This window comes from Salinimicrobium terrae DSM 17865 (genome assembly GCF_000424665.1).
GTDB classification, from domain to species: domain Bacteria; phylum Bacteroidota; class Bacteroidia; order Flavobacteriales; family Flavobacteriaceae; genus Salinimicrobium; species Salinimicrobium terrae.
The window spans coordinates 127,400-145,268 of sequence record NZ_AUKI01000016.1 but is presented as its reverse complement, the minus strand read 5'-3'; the positions used below and the strand labels follow the sequence as shown (position 1 = coordinate 145,268).

Genomic DNA, 17,869 nt, shown 5'->3' with positions numbered 1-17,869 from the left:
AATGGATTTTTTCGACCGACATAAGGCACTGATCATTACCACCCTTATATTTTCAATTTTGATCTTGTCCATGTACAACATCAACATCTCCAACGAATCAAAAAAGATTCGGGAAACTCTTATTGAACTAAATGAATTGCGACCCCCTGTTGCTGAAGAAGAGCAACCCGAGCCCGAAGAACAGGAGCCGGTTGAACCTCAACCTCCAAATCCATCGGTGCAAACTCACCAGGCTTTCAATCAAAATCAGGAAGAAAGTCAGAGAAATCTTGAATCAAGATTAGATGAAATTTTTGAAAAGAATGCCGCGGAACAGGAAGCTTCAGAAGAAGAATCTACAGAACCTGCAAAAGGCCAGGTAGTCGTAAGAAATAGCAAAACAGAGGAAAGAAGGAAAGCTTCAGAAGGAAATAACAGCAGTAAAGAAACTTCCATTCAACCAGGCTCCATGAGAAACAGCTCCATTTCTTTTTCTCTCCTGGGAAGAACGGCCATTGATATTCCTAATCCTATTTATACCTGCGATACCCGTGGAAGGGTCGTGGTAAACATTACTGTGAATTCTTCGGGAGACGTGGTGAAGACCTCAATTAATAAGAATGCTTCTTCCACTTCTAATGAATGCCTTGAAAATATGGCAATGGAATATGCAGCAAACGCAAAATTTACCAGGCTTGCGGGCAGGGATTCCCAACCCGGCACAATAACTTATAATTTTCAGAATTAATGGAAGAAAAGATCCGTTGCGACTGGTGCGTGGGTGACCCTTTGTATGAAGCCTATCACGACCTGGAATGGGGCGTGCCTTTAAAAGATGATGCTGCAATTTTTGAATTTTTGATCCTGGAAACATTTCAGGCGGGATTGAGTTGGATCACTATTCTTCGAAAAAGGGAAAATTTTAGAAAAGCTTTTGATAACTTTGATTATCAAAGGATGGCGAATTATCCTGAAGAAAAAATCGATGACCTCATGCAAAATAGTGGCATCATAAGAAATGGCGCAAAAATTCGTGCTGCAGTTACAAATGCACAAGCTTTTATTATGGTACAGGAGGAGTTCGGGAGTTTTTCAGAGTATATTTGGAGCTTTGTCGATTACAAGCCTGTACAAAATGAATGGCAACATTTTAAAGAAGTGCCGGCCACCACTCCTGTTAGTATAACCCTTAGCAAAGACTTAAAAAAGAGAGGATTTAAATTTGTGGGACCAACGGTTGTGTATGCTCATATGCAGGCTACCGGAATGGTCAATGATCATGTGACCAAATGCTTTAGGCACCTTGAAGTGAGAGATCTTTCAAAAAATTAAAAATATGATGTTTCAAAAATGGCATTTTTCGATGCTTGTTTTTTCAGCAACATTTTTAGGAGGTTTAAACATAGCACAGGGCCAAACTCCGAAAACTCTCTTTTGGGAGCCGGAATTTGATGTCACTCTTCCCTCACACAATGAATGGAAATTTTCCTTTGGAATTGCGAACAGGTATCTTTTCTACAGTGAAGCAAACGGAGAGCAAATAAAGAAAAATGAACAACAGTACCTTGAATTAAATCACCTTACCTCCTATAGACTAGGCGAAAATTCTACCGGGGGCCTTGGCATACGTTACCGGTTTATAGAGGCTTTTGAAGATTCCCGTCACGATGAATTAAGAATCACTCAGCAGTTTAGCTATAAACATCGGGGAATATTCTTAACTCCTGCGCATAGGCTGAGATTTGAACAGCGTTTCCGCGAGCTCACGACTTACAGAGTAAGATACAGATTTGGCATTTCTAAACCTCTTAATAAAAATTTTAGCCTTAGCCTTTCAACCGAATTTCTTTACAGCATGATAAAAGATCTACGGCCGCAGATAGGTCACTACTTTGCTTTCCTGATTGGAAATTCTTCTTTTGAAAATCTGAATTTAAGGATTGGGGCAGAACTGCGACGGGAAAATTATACCAGTGCTCCAGTAAGCGAATTCTACATATATAGTGGAGCAAGTTTACAGCTTTAATTTAAATATTTAAGGAACAGACTTCTGGGAATTTCTCCTGCACCCAGGCTAGCGAGATGTGGAGTATACATCTGGCAATCTATTAACCTGAGTCCCTCTTTTTTTAGCTCCCTTACCAAATGTATGAACCCATATTTCGATGCATTGCTCACTTTTGTAAACATACTTTCCCCACAAAAGATTTTTTTGTCCCTGAGGTAAATCCCGTAGAGACCACCTACGAGCTCGTTATTTCTCCAAACTTCGACTGAAATTGCTATACCTCTTTGGTAAAGGGAGAGATAAGCCTCTTTCATTTCAGGGGTTATCCAGGTGCCTTGCTGTCCCGGTCTTTTGATCATCGCACAATTGTCTATTACTTCTGAAAAAGCTGAATTATAACTTACCTCAAAAGCTTCCTTTTTCAACAGCTGTTTCATACTTTTTGATACCTTGAGGTTCTCCGGAAAAAGCACCATTCTGGGATTGGGATTCCACCAAAGGATTGGCTGCCCCTCTTCGTACCACGGAAAGATCCCGCGGGAATAAGCCGCCATAAGTCTTTCGGGTGACAGATCCCCGCCAATAGCCAGTAAACCTTCTTCTGTTGCTTCTCTAGTTGAAGGGAAATCGTCTTGTGGTCCTAAGAATTTCAAGGTATAATACTCTTTTTAAGAAGTGAAAATTAATCAAACATTCAATGCAAAAAGCCCCGGATCTTTCGAAACGAGGCTTTTATTATTTCCTGCTCTCTACCTTAAAAAGGTAAATCGTCGTAATCTTCGTCATTGAGATTATTGGCTGGTTCAAACTGGTCTGCAGGAGGTACCGCAGATCCGCCCTGGTTTTGAGCGGCAAGATTCTCGATTCTCCACCCTTGAATAGAGTTGAAGTATTTTGTCTCTCCCTGTGGGTTCACCCACTCGCGTCCACGTAGATTCACTCCTATCTTCACAGGCTGACCTACAGCGTAGTTGTCCAGAAGCTCACATTTGTCCTGCACAAATTCCACCATTATGTGTTGTGGATACTGCTCCTCTGTTGTTACTACTACTTCTCTCTTTCTAAACCCGTTGCTTCCGAAGGTTTGGGTTTGTCCAATCATTTTAATTTTTCCTTGTACTTCCATATCAAACGTTTTTTGCTAATAATATTTTCCAGGCGGTCCCCGGATTATCTTTTTCTAAATATTCTTTTGCTTTAGAATAGACTTTTTCCTCGTTCCCCTGCTTCACTAATTCTGAAAGTTCAGAATTTCCATTCATAAACTCCTCAACTTCTTCTGCTGATGGCAGCCGTTCCACATTACCCAGTTTACCAAGATCATTACCGGTTAAATACCTGCTGTTCCGGATCTCTTCGGCAATGGCATCAATACCTATTCCAAGAGTCTGCAACGGCTTTGGAACTTCGAACATTCCCGGCGTGGCGCGGGTATACCAGTTGCCACCCATCCTTGCTACCAGGTCAATTTTGTGCTGATCAATATAGCCATTTTCATCTAAAATGTCTTCGTGAATATGCATTTTTAGCACCTCACAAATTACAAGATTACCAGCACCGCCTTCACTTCCGGTTTCCACGATCTCATTGATCCTGCATTCAAATTGTACAGGCGATTCTTTAACCCTATAAGGTTTTACAATTTCAGATTCCAGCATGGTAAGCCCTGCCTTTACAAATTCATTAACGCCTTCGTCATATTCTGTACTTGAAAGAGAGACCTGTTGGACAAGGTCATAATTCACCACGTTGATCACCACCTCGCCTGTAGCTTTGGAATTGTTATAGGTATGTTTTACTGTGTTGTCTCTTCCACGACGGGCGGGCGAGAAAATAAGAATAGGAGGATTCGCTCCAAAAACATTAAAAAAACTAAAAGGTGACAAATTCGGCCTTCCCTGGTCATCCACAGTACTGGCAAAAGCAATAGGTCTTGGTCCTACTGCTCCAAGCAGGTACTGGTGTAACTTTGGAACCGGAATTTCTTTGGGATCTATGGAAAGCATACTCAGGATTTTGTCAAAGGTAACGAAACATGTCAAGAGATGAAAAATCACCCGCACAATAATAATCTACATAAAACGCTTATATTTAATGCAATTTAAGCCCTGCCTTCATGAGGTTTTCAGACAAACGAAACTTTCGCCGCTGGTTCATAATCCTTTCTTCCTTAGTTATAGTTAGTCTCATCGTTTGGAATGCCGTTGCCTTTTTTCAGCGAATCAAAGAGGAGGAGCGGGTGAAGATGAATATATGGGCATCTGCACAGGTCTACCTGGACCAGGTAGATACAGATACCGGATTAGACCTCTACCTGGAGATCATCAACAGCAATTCAAGTATACCCACAATCCTCGTAAACGAAAATGGTGAAATAGAGGACGCCATGAATATTCCCGAGGAGGTTATGTCGAGTGAAGAAAAACTTCAGGATTATCTTAGTGATTTAAGGGGGACCAATGAACCTATAGAAATGGATTTGGGCGAAGGACGCGTGAACCAGGTTTTTTACGGCGATTCCCCTATGCTTACCAAATTGAAATATTATCCGCTGGCCCTTATTTTAATCATTATTCTTTTTATTGCAGTGATCTATTTCTTCTACAGGACCACCAAAAGCAGTGAACAAAATAAGCTTTGGGCAGGAATGGCAAAAGAGACTGCACACCAAATTGGCACTCCACTTTCCTCACTCATTGGCTGGACAGAGATCCTGAAGGTAGAAAAGGTAAATCCTTCCTATATAACAGAAATAGAAAAAGATGTTGATCGTCTTAAAACAATTACTGAAAGATTTTCCAAAATTGGTTCGGCTCCCACGCTCGAACCAGAAGATATTGTTGAAAAAACCCGGGACTCCTTTGATTACCTCAAAGCCCGAAGCTCAAAACTCATCAAATTCCACCTTGCCCTTCCTGAAGAAAAAATCATGGTAAACCTGAATGCTCAGCTTTATAGCTGGACCATTGAAAATCTGGTGAAAAATGCCATCGATGCTATGAAAGGAAAAGGATCACTGGAAATAAAGCTGAAACAGGATCCTAAAAATGTTCATATCCTGATAAGCGATACCGGGAAAGGAATTCCAAAAAGTAAATTCAAACAGATCTTTGAGCCCGGTTATACCACTAAAAAAAGAGGTTGGGGACTTGGATTGTCTCTTTCCAAAAGGATCATTGAAAAATACCACCGGGGAAGAATCCGCGTGTTGAAAAGCGAGATCAATAAGGGAACTACTATAGAGATCCTGCTACAGAAAACTAAAACTGCTGCATAACTCTTTTTAGTTCGGGAGGAATTGGCAGCGCCTTATCTTCAGAAAAGTCGAAAAAAACGGCTATATCCCTGCCTTCTGCACATACTTCTCCATTTTCATTCAGGATCAACTGGTCAAGACCAAAACTACTGTTCTTGATATAGGCCAGTTTAGTTTTTACTATAGCTGTACCGGGATAAAAAAGGGATTTCTTGAAGTCGCAATGGGTAGAAACCAGAATTGCTCCTTTGTTTGATTCAGAGAAAATTTTGCCCAGCCCGGTAGCTTCCCAAAAATTGACCCTGCCTGACTGCAAAAACCTGATAAATGTTAGGTTGTTCACGTGCCGGTACATATCGAGATCACTAAAGTCGATGCGAAGCTCAAGAGAAAGTTTGTATTCTGAAAGATCCACTAGATGTTATTTTTTATGTCCTCTGCAATCTGCCGGAATTCTTCTTCACTCAAAGAAACACTTTGAGCAAAATTCATGTCACCCATATGATTAAGCGGAATAAGATGTACGTGCACGTGCGGTACTTCCAACCCAACCACAGCCATTCCTACGCGCTTGCAGGGAATAGCTTTTTCTATTCCTTTAGCCACCTTTCGGGAGAAAGCCATAAGGCCCATATATGTCTCCTCATCAAGGTCAAAAATTTTATTCACCTCTTCTTTTGGGATACAGAGAGTGTGACCTTTGACATTCGGCCGCACATCGAGAAAAGCTAAAAATTTATCGGTTTCTGCAACCTTATACGCAGGAATTTCTCCGTTCACGATCTTTGTAAAAATTGTTGGCATATTTTAGGGTTTTAAAGTAACAAGTTAAGATTTTAAGGATAATTCTTAAGCATAAAAAATCCTTTCCGAAGAAAGGATCTTAAAAATGTCATTTTTGGAAGGTCTTACTCCCTTGTGATCTCCAGGATCTCAAATTTCATAGTCCCGGAAGGCACCTCCACTTCGGCAATCTCTCCAACTTTTTTCCCAAGCAGACCTTTTCCTATAGGGCTGTCTACAGATATTTTCCCCGACTTGAGATCGGCTTCACTTTGTGCTACCAGCTTGTATTTCACTTCAGCCTTGTTAGTAAGATTCCTGATCTTAACGGTAGAATGCACTAAAGCCTTAGAAGTATCCAACTGCGACTCATCAATTAATCTTGCATTGGCATATATCTCTTCCATCTTTGCAATTTTCATCTCAAGGAGACCTTGAGCCTCCTTGGCTGCATCATACTCCGCGTTTTCACTCAGATCTCCTTTGTCACGTGCCTCGGCAATTGCCTGTGAGGCTTTTGGCCGTTCAACATCCTTCAACTGATTAAGTTCGTCTCTAAGTTTTTTAAGGCCTTCTGCGGAATAATATGATACTTTACTCATAACTTCGTCGTTTATATAAATAGAAAAAATCCCATTCGTCGACGGGATTTGTAACAAATATAAGAAATTAAAATATCCAGAACAATTATAATCCCGTAGCTTTGAAAAAACCATTAATGAAGCGTCTTTCCCTGCTTTCCCCCCTCTTTTTCATCTTCTTTGGATGTTCTTCTGATAATGAGATAAGACAAAATCCATATTTGCCACACCTCAATTTTTCGATACAGTTTGACCTGAGTCTCCCCGAATACAATCAGCTTAATTTTCCCGGAAATAAATTCGTCACCCGCAATTATGGCATCAACGGGATCGTGATCTTCAACCTCAATAATGACCAGTACCTGGCTTATGAGCTTACAGACCCAAATCATATCCCCCAACCTTGTTCAATTCTTATTGTGAATGGCACAGAAGCGACTTGTTCCTGCGGCGACGGAAATATTTATACAATAATTACAGGAGAACAAATTGCCGGTACCGGAGAATATATGCTGAAGCCTTATCGCGCAGAGAGAACAGGTAGTGTACTCCAGATCTCGAATTAATAATAAAAGGCATTTTGGAGAGATTTCTAAAAATGCCTTTTTTTGATAGTATTCTCTTTTAAAATCTTAAAGTCATTCCCACCAGGAAGTTTCGTGTAGCCTGTGGATAATATCCCGCGCCATCATAAGTTATTCCTTCGTAATCATAGGTGTAATAATAGCCGTTCGACACATATTCTTCGCTTAAGATATTGTTGATAAGTCCTGTGAATACAACCTCTTTAAACAGAGGAGCTTTCCTCCAGGTATATTGAAGATTAAAGTCATTAATAAAATAGTCTTCCAGTAAAGATGCCTCGTTCTCCAAATTGCTCATATACTGCTCCCCTATGTATTTTGTAAGAAATTTAATCTCCAATCCAGCAATGGGGCGGTATTCCAGAATATTTCCGGCAATGATCCCGGGAGAGTAGGAAATATCAGTTTTTCCGAAGCTGCGCAGCTCTCCGTCCCAGCTAGCGAACCATTCATCATTCTTGTTTCGGCTTATTGCAATATTAGGTCTCCAGCTGAATTTTGAATGTAGCCTCACAACAGCATCAAGTTCAAGCCCCAGCCTGTAACTATTTCCACTGTTCCTCCTAATAGGAGCCCCCACATCATTTAACTCTCCTGTCAACACCAGTTGATTGCGGTAATCCATGTAATACAGGTTAGAGTTCAGCTGCAGTATGCTGGATGTTAATCTCCAGCCTAACTCGTAATCATTTAATTCTTCGGGTTCAGGATCTCCTGCTTCATAATCTGTACGGTTAGGTTCTCTGTGAGCCCTGGCAAAAGAAAAGTACAGGCGGCTGGCTTCAGAAAATTCGTAAGTTAACCCCGCCTTGGGATTGAAAAAGGTATGAGTATCATCTACTATGAACGGTACATTTTCTTCCTCAAAACCGTCTACTTCGTAATGTATTCTTCTTAACTGCAAGTCCCCATACAAAGCCAAATCATTGGTAACTGCATAAGTTACCTTTCCAAAAATATTAAAGTCACTTTTTTGACCCTTGTTGTCATAATACCGGTGTAAAGGAAGACTGGGTGCAAACCGGGTAAAGATCACTTCTCCAAAATGGTCTCCTTCGTAATTGTTCCAGGCACCACCAGCAATTACTTCCACGTTTTCATTGGTATACTGCACGTTAAAAGTAGTGCCGTAAAAATCGTTCACAAGCCACTTTTTCGTGATTAGATCGCTCTCTGTGATCTCTTCTCCATTGGCAGTAAAGGGTTGAAGGTTGTATTCTACAAGATCTTCCCCGGCGCGATAAGATTCGTAGAAGCCTCGTCCATAAGTATAATGCAAAGCGATGTTTGAAGACCAGCCACTGCCATAACGCTCATTCCAGAGCAACTGGAAATGGTCCTGCTTATAATCATCAACATGATTGTCATAAAATTTAAGATTTCCTTCATCATCCTCATAAGCTCCTGCAGGATTGAACCTCCTATTTTCCTCTAATTGATCTGCATCAATTCCATCCCATGCCTGGTAAGTAACCTCACTACCTCCAAAGGTAAGGGCCTTTACAAGTGTTGTCTCACCCACATAAGAACCCTGGAAAAAATAAGATTTAAGATCTGTTGACGCACGATCAATATAGCCGTCACTTTTAATCACTGAAGCTCTTCCATTGAATTCCCAGTGATCATCAAACAATCCTGTGCTAAATTTAACGGTGTGTTTTCGGGTATTATACGAACCAAAGCTATTGGCAATTTCTGCGGAAGGTTCATAGCTGTACCTGTCTGTAAGGAGGTTGATGCTGGCACCAAAAGCTCCGGCTCCATTGGTGGAAGTACCCACACCTCTTTGCAGCTGCAGGTTTTCTACAGAAGATGCAAAATCTCCTAGATTCACCCAAAAGGTTCCCTGGCTCTCCGCATCATTATAGGGAATTCCGTTAATGGTGACATTTATTCCTCGAGCTTCGGTACCTCGCACTCTAATACTGCTGTAGCCAATTCCCGCACCGGCATCACTGGTAGTCACCACACCCGGCATGTACTGCATAAGGCTTGGAATATCCTGCCCCAGGTTGCGATCCTCGATCTCCTCATTAGACAAATTGCTGTAGGTGATTGGCGAATTGGCAGAAACCCTGACCGCAGAAAGAAATACCTCATCGAGAACTTCTTCTGCATCGCTCATGTCTACATTGAGCACCATATCTTCGGAAAGATCAATACGGATACGTTTTTTATTTCCGAAGGAAAAAATAAGATTGTGAATTCCCTCCTCCAGGCTAAGGGAATACTCTCCTGTTGCTGAAGTTAGAGTGTACAGGGAAATCCCTTCCACTTTTACAAGCACACCTTCGAGAGGAGTGTTGCCGTCTGTGACTGTTCCCGAAACTTGAAATTCCTGTGAAAAACCGGTAACTGCGGCAAGAAAAAAACTGAAAATTAAGAAGACGTGTTTCATTCGTAATTAAAAATGTTACGAATAAAAGGGGCTGTTATTCTTGTTGTTATAAATTAAAAAATCCTGAAAACCACAATTGGTTAACAGGAGTACGATACTTGCACGGCGCACCTTGCGCCTATCCCTTGGCAGCATTACCTGCCCAGGTTCTTTGGGTATGATCTCAGCTTCCTCCTGCTTCCGCAAGACTTAGCACCCCTTTGAGACGGCGCAAAGGTAAATGCTTTTTTTTGATTTAACCTAATTTTTGAAAGTTTAGAAAAGAAAGCTTTTAATTTTATACTTTCGGAGAAATCATGGCTAAGAAAAAGGCATCCATAACATTCACAGTCTTTGCCGGTTACATCATTCTGGCAACTTTAATGGGGTTGGCCATTTGGTTCATATATGGTCAAGTCACCGGCTACACAAGTTTAACTGAAAGAAGTAATACCGGTAATCAAAAGCTCCTGCTGGTAGGTGAAGCTGCCACAAAACTTTATGAAGCTGAAAGTCTTAGCAGGCAGCTTATTCAAACCGGAACCCTGGAAGGCCTAGATACCTACAACGCTAAGATTGATTCAATCAAACTCAGCCTCGCCTCTCTTCAGAATTACCGTACAGACAGTTCTCTCGACCGGGAGATAGACAGCATAAACATGCTTCTAAGCCAAAAGACAGATAACCTGGAGGAATTGCTGGAACTGCGTGCCCGTGGGGAAACAGATAGTTATTACGCCCGGGTCCTTTCAGAATTACAACGAGTAGACGAAACTTTTGAAAGCCGAAATTATGACCAGCGTTTTAAGGATCTTCAGCCCCACCAGCGGCAACTACTCATAAAACTTTTAGAGTATTCCAATGAACAAAATCCTGATCCGCCGGGGATAACAATTGACTCTTTGGTGAATTCCGTCAAATCAGTTTTAGGACAACTGGAAACACAAGAGAGACTTTACCGGCAGGAATTGAAGGATAAAGAGGATCAATTATTGGCCAATGAAATCCAACTTAACAACAGGCTAAGAATCCTCCTAAGTACTTTGGAGGCTGAAGAACGAATGGCATCAATGACTCAGGTTGAAGCCTGGCAGGATACTGTAGAAGATACTTCCAGGATCATCCTGTTCCTGGGAATTGCGAGCCTTCTGGTCATTTTAACCTTTGTCTTCCTGGTAGTAAAGGATGTTTCGAAGAGTCAGCAATACAGGCAGGAACTTGAGGCAGCCAAAACCTATGCAGAATCTTTGCTCTCCAGCCGTGAACAATTTATGAATACCGTCACACATGATCTAAGGTCTCCGTTAAATACCGTAATCGGTTACACCGGACTGCTTGAAAAAAGTGGACTTAATAAATCCCAGAACAGGTACCTTCGGCAACTTAAAAGATCATCAGATTATCTTCTGCGCCTTGTAAATGATTTGCTGGACATCTCGAGATTAGAAGCCGGAAAAATGTCTATTGAAGAACTCGCTTTTAACCCCAAAAATCTCATTGAAGAAACTGTAGAAAATGCCGTCCCACCTGAAAAACCAAGGGAAGTAGAGGTGCGCGTAAATATTGCACCCGAGTTGGACCGCCCGGTGATCACAGATCCTTTTCGACTTAAGCAAATCCTCACTAACCTGGTGAACAATGCCTGCAAGTTTACTCCCCAGGGAAGTGTAGAAGTGAAGGCCTGGATTCGGCAAGCGAAAAATAATCCCATTTTGTGTATTGAAGTAAAGGACACGGGAATTGGGATCTCACAAAAACAAAAAGAAAAAGTCTTTGAAGAATTTTCACAGGAAGACAGCAGCATAGAAAAACGGTATGGTGGCACCGGTCTGGGACTGGCTATAAGTAAAAAACTTACAGATCTCTTAGAAGGAAGAATTAGTTTGGAAAGCGAGCCGGGAGAGGGTAGCACCTTCTTACTTGAAATTCCAATAGAATATGCCGCTAACCACGAACAGATAGTCCCTGAAAAAAGTTTAATCGTTAAAGATCCTGCGGGAATTATAGTTCTTATAGTTGATGATGAACCGGCACAACTGGGATTACTAAAAGAATTAATACGTAATGCCGGCATGTCGTATAGTACCGCTCAAGACGGCAAAGAAGCCCTGGAAAAAATTAAGGCTTCTCCGCCAAACCTGGTACTTACGGATATACAAATGCCCAGGATGGACGGTTTTGAACTTCTTAGTAAAATAAGGAAAGATCCAGCCACACAGGAACTTCCTGTTATTGCCCTTTCCGGTCAACCAGATGTAAATGCAGCAGATTATCTTAAAAAAGGATTTAATGGTAGTCTTTTAAAACCTTACTCCTCTCAGGAGTTACTTCAAATCATTGGGGACCTACTACACCTGGAGATCAAACCAGAAGTCCCACCCATTTCTTTTCACAATTATTCGGGTAAGGGTTATACCCTTGATGAAATTATGAATTTTGCAGGAGAAGACCCGCAGGCTATGGATGCTATTTTAACTGCATTTATTGAGAGTACCCGGTCCAACCTGCTCGCACTTCAAATGGCCGATCAAAAAGGTCAAAGAGTTCAGATCTCTGCCGTTGCTCATAAAATGTTGCCAATGTTTCGGCAGTTGCAGGTACCATTTTTGGTAGAAAAACTGGTTATCCTGGAGAATCTTAATGGAGAAGAAAACAAGAACGTAGATGTTCCCTCCCTGGCCAAAGAGATAAATGAGCTTTTGGAAAGTCTTCAGGAAGAGATTACAGGTTAATCCCGTACTGTTTCAGTTTATTGTACAGGGTCTTTCTGTCAATGGAAAGAAGTTTCGCCGCCTTACTTTTGTTCCCATGGGTTTTTTCCAGAGCATCCAGAATCATTTCTTGCTCGTTCCTGTTTTTAAAAAGACTGTAATCATGTTCTTCGGGCTTATCTTCTGCGGCAAGTACTTCTGAAGGTAAGCAGGAAGAAGATATATATTCCCCTTCGGAAAGTAAAACAGCACGTTTCACCACGTTTTTCAATTCCCGGAGATTTCCTGGCCAACTGTACTTTTTAAAAGCTGAAATGGTTTTATCGGAAAAACCTGAAATATCTTTTTCAAGCTCTTCATTAGCACTATCGAGGAAGTAATTGGCAAAAATCATCAGGTCTTCTTTGCGCTCCTTGAGAGATGGCACCTTTACCGAAAACTCATTGAGACGATGATAGAGATCTTCTCGAAAATCGCCTTTTTTGACAGCTTCAAAAAGATCTTCGTTCGTGGCAGCTATTACCCTTATGTTTACACGAATTTCTTCATTGCTACCCACAGGTTTGATCTTGCGCTCCTGTAGAGCCCGTAGTAATTGCACCTGCAGTTCATAATTTAGGTTACCTATCTCATCAAGAAATAAAGTACCTCCATTTGCAGCCTCAAAATGACCGGTTTTATTTGTCACCGCACCCGTAAATGAACCTTTAACATGACCGAAAAATTCGCTGGAGGCAAGTTCCCGGGGAATTGCTCCACAATCCACAGCTACAAAGGGTGCAGCACCACGTTTGCTTTGTTGATGAATACTTTTTGCAATTTGTTCCTTTCCTGTTCCACTTTCGCCCATAATAAGAACAGACATATTGGTAGGGGCTACCAGGTCGATATAGTTATTCAATTTTGCCGAGGCTTCACTACCTCCTTTTATGTAAGTATCCTGTGAAGAAGAAGTTTCAATTTTTTTAACTCCCGACCTTTTTGGAATGTCCGGGCTTTCCAGGGCGTCATTGATAGCCTTCATGATAACCTCGGGGTGAAATGGTTTAGCTATGTAATCCAGTGCACCTTCTTTAATGGCATTTACAGCCATGCTAATTTCGGCATAACTGGTCATCATGATCACTCCCGTTTTTTCCCCCTTTTGATTAACAGCCTGCAAAATTTCCAGGCCTTCCTTATCGGGCAGGCGAACATCGCTTATTACTACATCATATTTATTTTTTGACACTAGATTGAGCGCTTCTGTTGCCGTGTAAACTGCATCTACTTCACAATCTTTTTTTACAAGGAAAGTTTTAAGCATAGTGCAAAATGCGACATCATCTTCAACTAAAAGGATTTTGGCCATGAGTGTTCTTAGATATTGACAAAATTAGAATTTTTAAGCCCCTCAATACCAAAAATAAGCATAAAAAAGGGAGCTATGGTTTTAGCTCCCTTTTTCGAATTTTTCCCATATGGGTAAAATACTCTCCATTTTTTCAGATTCCCTCAATTTGTTTCGAAAAAATTTCCGAAAATTAACTAATCTAATAACACATGTTCGGCGGGATAACTGCCATCAGGAGTCGGTTTCTCCTTTGAGTGATGGAAACGATCGGGTTATTTTTCCCAATCATCTTTAGCTTCTTCTTTTTTCTCCATATCGATCCAATTACCTTCTGCATCGGCATAAAGTTCTTTGTCCTCACCATCTACAGTGCGAACTTTTATTTTAAATTTTTGCTCTCCTTCATGTTCTTTCACATAAGCTTCAGCAATTGTAGCTCCGGCAAAATCACGCTCTACGGCTTGTTGTACTTCGGCAGGTAATTCCTGAATTTCGATTTGCCTGAAATCTTCCTGTGCTCTTTGAACAACAGTTTCTTCTACTTCAACTACTTCAACCGGAGTTTGAGGAACTTCCTGGGCTGAAAGACTCTGTGCCGAAAACAACATTGCAGATGCGGCTACTACAGTAAGACATATCTTTTTCATAATTCTAAATTTTACTTTGTTTGATGAATCTATTGGTAAAACCGCGCCAATTTTTTGCATCGACAAAAAAGCCCCTGTAAAACAAGGTCTTTGGCAATTTTTTAAGAAAGCTTAAGTTTAAATATGATTGAGGTATTTCCCCAGCCTCGTGTGGAAATTCTCCCCATTTCTACTCTTTTAGGGGATCCTTTCTGGTTGCTTTTTTTTCTGAAAGTTTCTTTTTCTCTCTTAGTCGTTTGAGTTTCGCCGCTCTTGGAGTTTTCGTTTTTTTTCGAATTTTCGGTTTAGTCAAAGCTTCTTTTACGAGAGACAGAAACCTTTGGGTGACGATTCCTTTATTTTTGTGCTGACTTCTGGATTCATCGCACTGCAGGATCAATTCTCCGGAGTTTGTTAGCCTTGAAGACAATTTTTTCAAGGCGCGCTGTTTTTCTTCTTCAGATAAACCTTTTGTTTCTTCCAGCCTAATGTGCAATTCAACTTTAGAAGAGACTTTGTTCACATTTTGACCCCCGGCACCCGAGCTTCTCACCGCTTTGTATTCGGCTTCCCGTATAAGTTGCTGTTCATCCACCTATTTTACCTGGTGTGAAGGTTTGAGAAGATCTGCCACGGTTTTCACAGGATTAAATGTCTCAACCGGCACCTCAACAAAAATCGTGTTCCAGTGAGCCATACCACCGTTCCACAAGCCAGGCAATTCAAGTGCTTTTAACTCTTTACCGTCTTTTGTTTTATTAGCAATGAAACTCGTTTTTTCATCAACGTATTTCTCAAGATCAAATTTGCCTCCGCGGTAATCCCGGGTAGAACAAACAACATCTACAGGATTGAAGTGAGTTGCCTCCTGCGCGATCTTACTTTGCTGATAGTTGTCGTGATCTATTTGAGAGCTCTCTACAATTTGTAATGAGATTTCTTCATTTTTATGAGTTACCCAAAAAGGACCGCCACCTGGTTCTCCCTCGTTTTTTACCATCCCGCAAACTCTGAGCGGCCTGTTGAGGAGTTTTTTAATTACCGAAGGTTTCTCCTGCTCATTGAGATCTTCAAAATTAACATTAAGACCGGCATTTAATTCCTTCTGAAGGAATTCTCCCATTTCCTGAAGTTGAGCACCTCCTGCTCCTTTATCCAACTGATTGAGGAACCTGAAGCTTTTTTCCCGTAACTCAAGTAATTTTCCTGCCAGCATTCTTTTGTAAGAAGAAAGTAAATCCCGGTTTGAAGGAGTTACTACATTGTCAATATTCTTTATAAAAATTAAATCTGATTCCTGCTCATTGAGATTTTGTATCAAAGCTCCATGACCTCCCGGCCTAAAGAATATTTCCCCACTTTCGTCCCTGAAAGGTTCATTTTCCATTGTGACTGCCACCGTATCGGTCTTTGGATCCTGATAGGAATAGGTAATTTCAAAACTGTTACCGGTTTCCCGCTCCAGCCTGGGCACAACCTCTCTTGCTTCCTCCTCAAATTTTTCCCGGTGCTCCTCAGCTACCGTGAAGTGAATTCTAACCTTCTTTCCGGAAGCTGCGTAATCTATAGCCTCTATTAAATGCTCTTCAAAGGCTGTGGCAAGATGATTTTCATATTTATGGAATGGAACAAGTCCTTTTGGTTGCTCCCCAAGGTTTAGTCCATCTTCCTGCAGCATATACTTTACAAACAGATAGTGCTGTTTATCCTCCGTCATTTTTTCAAACCCTGCTTCAGCTTCAATAGCCTGTTCTCTCACTTTTTCATAGAAAGGAAGATCTTTTATCCGGCTAAAGAAGATCTCCAGACTATGCTCATTTTTTTGATCTATATACTCATCCAGATCATCTTTTTCGGGATCAAATTCCTTCAAGAAGTTATAAAAGGCTTTGAACATCCTTGTAGCCGCTCCAGATGCAGGTACGAATTTTAAGATGTCAAGATCGTTTTTTCGTGATTCATACAAGTGGGTGAGTTCGTTCTGCTCTTCTTCGGTAACAGCGAGAATTCCGTTTTTTACGGTAGCTGCTTCCCGAACGTCTACAACAATATTTCCTCGTTTAAATATCTCAATTTGTTGTTCTACTTTTTCCGGAGAGATTCCTTTTTCCCTGAAAAGGGAAACATCTTTTTCGTTAAAGTCCAATTTTATGTTTTTTTAGTTGATCAATAATTTTTACCGCCGTTTCAAACCGCTGCTGCAAGTCCCCTTTCAGCACCCGGTACGGCAGATTGTGCTCATCGAGGGTTTTCCTGAACCTGGCGAACATTTTCTCCCTGTCTTCAGGGCGGTCTCGCAGATCATCCTCAACCCAGGGAACATCAATATACGTTAAAAAATAGAGATCATATTGGGCCTTTAACGCATGTTTAAGAAGCGTCGGGTCTACAGTCTCGTTATAGTAGGCGCGGGAATAGACCACTAATTCCAGTAAATTTGTGTCGCAAAAAAGAAGTTCGCCAACCGTAGCTGCAGCTCTATTTTCCAGAGCCATTTGGGCCCTGGCAATAGGGAGAAGATCATGGGGTTCACAAATCTCTCGTTGTTCATCCCATTTTTTTTGAAGATATTCCCGCATAAATTCCGGGATCCATTCGGTTTGGTAGTGAGACGCCAGCAGCTGGGCCAGAGTAGTTTTTCCTGTAGATTCAGGTCCAAAAAGGACGATCCTTATGAGACCACGTGCCCGCCGCTGCTTAAGCTCTTCTTCCATGTTCTATATCCGTAAAAAACGATTATGGTAAATAAAAAGTATTGAAAACTGGTAAAGGTAAGACCTTTATAAAAGTACAGCGGCACAGAGATCAAATCTCCTACCATCCAGTAAATCCAGTTTTCCAGTTTTTTACGTGCCATCAACCACATCCCCACAAAGAAAATTCCTGTGGTAAAAGTATCTACGTATGCGGTCCAATTATTCCATTTGTCAAAATATTCGTAGACACCAAAGGTAAAAGCCAGAGTAGCAATAAAAATAAGAAGGCTCCAAAAATGCTCTTTTTTGGTGGTCTTTGTAATGGGAATGAAATGCACTGCATCCACCTTTCGAGTCCAAACGTACCAACCGTAAATACTCATTGTGAAGTAATAAACATTTATCATCATGTCTCCCAGAAGCTCCCACTGCCAAAGGAGATAAACGAAAATAGCGGTACTAATAATCCCGGTAGGATAAACCAGAATATTCTCCTGCTTGGAATACCATACTGAAAGAAACCCAAATATCACCGCAATGATCTCCAGGACAATATAGAGCGTAGGATAATCTGAATACTGCTGAAAAAAGAAATCAAAAATCGGCTGCATAGTCGTTTCTGTTTCCTTTTACAATTTTAATGGTTAAGATTATATGATCTGATGCCTGAAAGGATTCTCTGACTTCTTCTGTTAAAAATTCCATCACTTTATCATATTCTCCATAAATCTGGGTACTCAAAGGATTTTCCATAACTATTAATCCCGAACTGCGGAGTTTTTTAATAAATGCTTTAACAGGAGCTTCGAAATCATCCTGAAGGGGGGTAAGAGCAAGTTCTACTGAAATTTGCATAATTTTTGGTTTTGTATTTTCAAAATTAGGAAGATTAGAACGTAAAACAGACCTTTTAAGGAACTTTCGCTCTGGCTGAA

General features: G+C 41.0%; 20 protein-coding genes. 6 read left to right on the top strand and 14 right to left on the bottom strand.

Annotated features, from left to right (window positions below; genetic code table 11):
* Nucleotide 1: 1 nt before the first annotated feature.
* The 3 genes from H148_RS0106105 to H148_RS18285 are packed head-to-tail and all read left to right on the top strand — an operon-like array spanning nucleotide 2 to nucleotide 2,005.
* Nucleotides 2-727, top strand: a complete 726-nt coding sequence (locus tag H148_RS0106105) for an energy transducer TonB family protein (RefSeq protein ID WP_029034021.1) — start codon at nucleotides 2-4, stop codon at nucleotides 725-727.
* Nucleotides 727-1,311: a DNA-3-methyladenine glycosylase I gene (locus tag H148_RS0106100; RefSeq protein WP_029034020.1), complete on the top strand. Its 585-nt coding sequence runs from the start codon at nucleotides 727-729 to the stop codon at nucleotides 1,309-1,311. Before H148_RS0106105 ends, H148_RS0106100 begins: the two co-directional genes overlap by 1 nt.
* 4 nt (nucleotides 1,312-1,315) lie before the next feature.
* Entirely contained in the window at nucleotides 1,316-2,005 is a 690-nt protein-coding gene (locus tag H148_RS18285) for a DUF2490 domain-containing protein (RefSeq protein WP_083961587.1), read from the top strand.
* On the opposite strand, the gene aat is transcribed toward H148_RS18285, so the two are convergent.
* From aat to H148_RS0106080, 3 genes are all read right to left on the bottom strand, one after another.
* Nucleotides 2,002-2,640 (bottom strand): leucyl/phenylalanyl-tRNA--protein transferase, encoded by a 639-nt coding sequence (aat, locus tag H148_RS0106090; RefSeq protein WP_029034018.1) that lies wholly within the window; start codon nucleotides 2,638-2,640, stop codon nucleotides 2,002-2,004. The two genes, H148_RS18285 and aat, sit on opposite strands and share 4 nt — an antisense overlap.
* A 101-nt stretch (nucleotides 2,641-2,741) precedes the next feature.
* Nucleotides 2,742-3,113: a DUF3127 domain-containing protein gene (locus H148_RS0106085; protein WP_029034017.1), complete on the bottom strand. Its 372-nt coding sequence runs from the start codon at nucleotides 3,111-3,113 to the stop codon at nucleotides 2,742-2,744.
* A 1-nt stretch (nucleotide 3,114) separates the two neighbouring features.
* Complete coding sequence (locus H148_RS0106080; RefSeq protein ID WP_029034016.1) at nucleotides 3,115-3,993, bottom strand: flavin reductase family protein; 879 nt, start codon at nucleotides 3,991-3,993, stop codon at nucleotides 3,115-3,117.
* Between the two features lie 110 nt (nucleotides 3,994-4,103).
* Between H148_RS0106080 and H148_RS0106075 the strand changes: the two genes are divergently transcribed.
* The gene (locus tag H148_RS0106075) at nucleotides 4,104-5,264 is read left to right on the top strand and encodes a sensor histidine kinase (RefSeq protein ID WP_029034015.1); all 1,161 of its coding nucleotides are present in this window, start codon (nucleotides 4,104-4,106) and stop codon (nucleotides 5,262-5,264) included.
* On the opposite strand, the gene H148_RS0106070 is transcribed toward H148_RS0106075, so the two are convergent.
* The 3 genes from H148_RS0106070 to greA all read right to left on the bottom strand — a co-directional run bounded on the left by H148_RS0106070 (nucleotide 5,248) and on the right by greA (nucleotide 6,628).
* Nucleotides 5,248-5,658: an acyl-CoA thioesterase gene (locus H148_RS0106070; protein ID WP_029034014.1), complete on the bottom strand. Its 411-nt coding sequence runs from the start codon at nucleotides 5,656-5,658 to the stop codon at nucleotides 5,248-5,250. The genes H148_RS0106075 and H148_RS0106070 overlap by 17 nt on opposite strands.
* Entirely contained in the window at nucleotides 5,658-6,047 is a 390-nt protein-coding gene (locus tag H148_RS0106065; protein ID WP_029034013.1) for an HIT family protein, read from the bottom strand. The genes H148_RS0106070 and H148_RS0106065 overlap by 1 nt, the downstream gene beginning before the upstream one ends.
* 104 nt (nucleotides 6,048-6,151) lie before the next feature.
* Nucleotides 6,152-6,628, bottom strand: coding sequence for a transcription elongation factor GreA (gene greA / locus H148_RS0106060; RefSeq protein ID WP_029034012.1), 477 nt, complete (start codon nucleotides 6,626-6,628; stop codon nucleotides 6,152-6,154).
* Nucleotides 6,629-6,744: 116 nt separating this feature from the next.
* Between greA and H148_RS0106055 the strand changes: the two genes are divergently transcribed.
* Nucleotides 6,745-7,173, top strand: coding sequence for a Rieske (2Fe-2S) protein (locus tag H148_RS0106055; RefSeq protein WP_029034011.1), 429 nt, complete (start codon nucleotides 6,745-6,747; stop codon nucleotides 7,171-7,173).
* Between the two features lie 58 nt (nucleotides 7,174-7,231).
* Here H148_RS0106055 and H148_RS0106050 read toward each other — a convergent pair whose 3' ends face one another.
* Entirely contained in the window at nucleotides 7,232-9,589 is a 2,358-nt protein-coding gene (locus H148_RS0106050; protein ID WP_029034010.1) for a TonB-dependent receptor, read from the bottom strand.
* 296 nt (nucleotides 9,590-9,885) lie between these two features.
* Between H148_RS0106050 and H148_RS0106040 the strand changes: the two genes are divergently transcribed.
* Nucleotides 9,886-12,300, top strand: a complete 2,415-nt coding sequence (locus H148_RS0106040; protein ID WP_029034009.1) for a hybrid sensor histidine kinase/response regulator — start codon at nucleotides 9,886-9,888, stop codon at nucleotides 12,298-12,300.
* On the opposite strand, the gene H148_RS0106035 is transcribed toward H148_RS0106040, so the two are convergent.
* The 7 genes from H148_RS0106035 to H148_RS0106000 all read right to left on the bottom strand — a co-directional run bounded on the left by H148_RS0106035 (nucleotide 12,290) and on the right by H148_RS0106000 (nucleotide 17,789).
* Nucleotides 12,290-13,630 carry a sigma-54-dependent transcriptional regulator gene (locus H148_RS0106035; RefSeq protein ID WP_029034008.1) on the bottom strand — a complete coding sequence of 447 codons (1,341 nt, stop codon included), beginning with the start codon at nucleotides 13,628-13,630 and terminating at the stop codon, nucleotides 12,290-12,292. The two genes, H148_RS0106040 and H148_RS0106035, sit on opposite strands and share 11 nt — an antisense overlap.
* A gap of 254 nt (nucleotides 13,631-13,884) precedes the next feature.
* Nucleotides 13,885-14,259 (bottom strand): hypothetical protein, encoded by a 375-nt coding sequence (locus H148_RS0106025; protein WP_029034007.1) that lies wholly within the window; start codon nucleotides 14,257-14,259, stop codon nucleotides 13,885-13,887.
* 169 nt (nucleotides 14,260-14,428) lie between these two features.
* On the bottom strand, nucleotides 14,429-14,833 hold the full coding sequence (arfB, locus tag H148_RS0106020) for an alternative ribosome rescue aminoacyl-tRNA hydrolase ArfB (RefSeq protein WP_029034006.1): 405 nt from the start codon (nucleotides 14,831-14,833) through the stop codon (nucleotides 14,429-14,431).
* Nucleotides 14,834-16,384 (bottom strand): DUF4301 family protein, encoded by a 1,551-nt coding sequence (locus tag H148_RS0106015; protein ID WP_029034005.1) that lies wholly within the window; start codon nucleotides 16,382-16,384, stop codon nucleotides 14,834-14,836.
* The gene (locus H148_RS0106010) at nucleotides 16,374-16,952 is read right to left on the bottom strand and encodes an AAA family ATPase (protein WP_029034004.1); all 579 of its coding nucleotides are present in this window, start codon (nucleotides 16,950-16,952) and stop codon (nucleotides 16,374-16,376) included. Before H148_RS0106010 ends, H148_RS0106015 begins: the two co-directional genes overlap by 11 nt.
* Nucleotides 16,910-17,545: a nicotinamide riboside transporter PnuC gene (gene pnuC, locus H148_RS0106005; RefSeq protein WP_029034003.1), complete on the bottom strand. Its 636-nt coding sequence runs from the start codon at nucleotides 17,543-17,545 to the stop codon at nucleotides 16,910-16,912. The genes H148_RS0106010 and pnuC overlap by 43 nt, the downstream gene beginning before the upstream one ends.
* A complete protein-coding gene (locus H148_RS0106000) occupies nucleotides 17,529-17,789 on the bottom strand; it encodes a YkoF family thiamine/hydroxymethylpyrimidine-binding protein (protein WP_029034002.1) in 261 nt (86 codons plus the stop codon). The genes pnuC and H148_RS0106000 overlap by 17 nt, the downstream gene beginning before the upstream one ends.
* Nucleotides 17,790-17,869 lie beyond the last annotated feature (80 nt).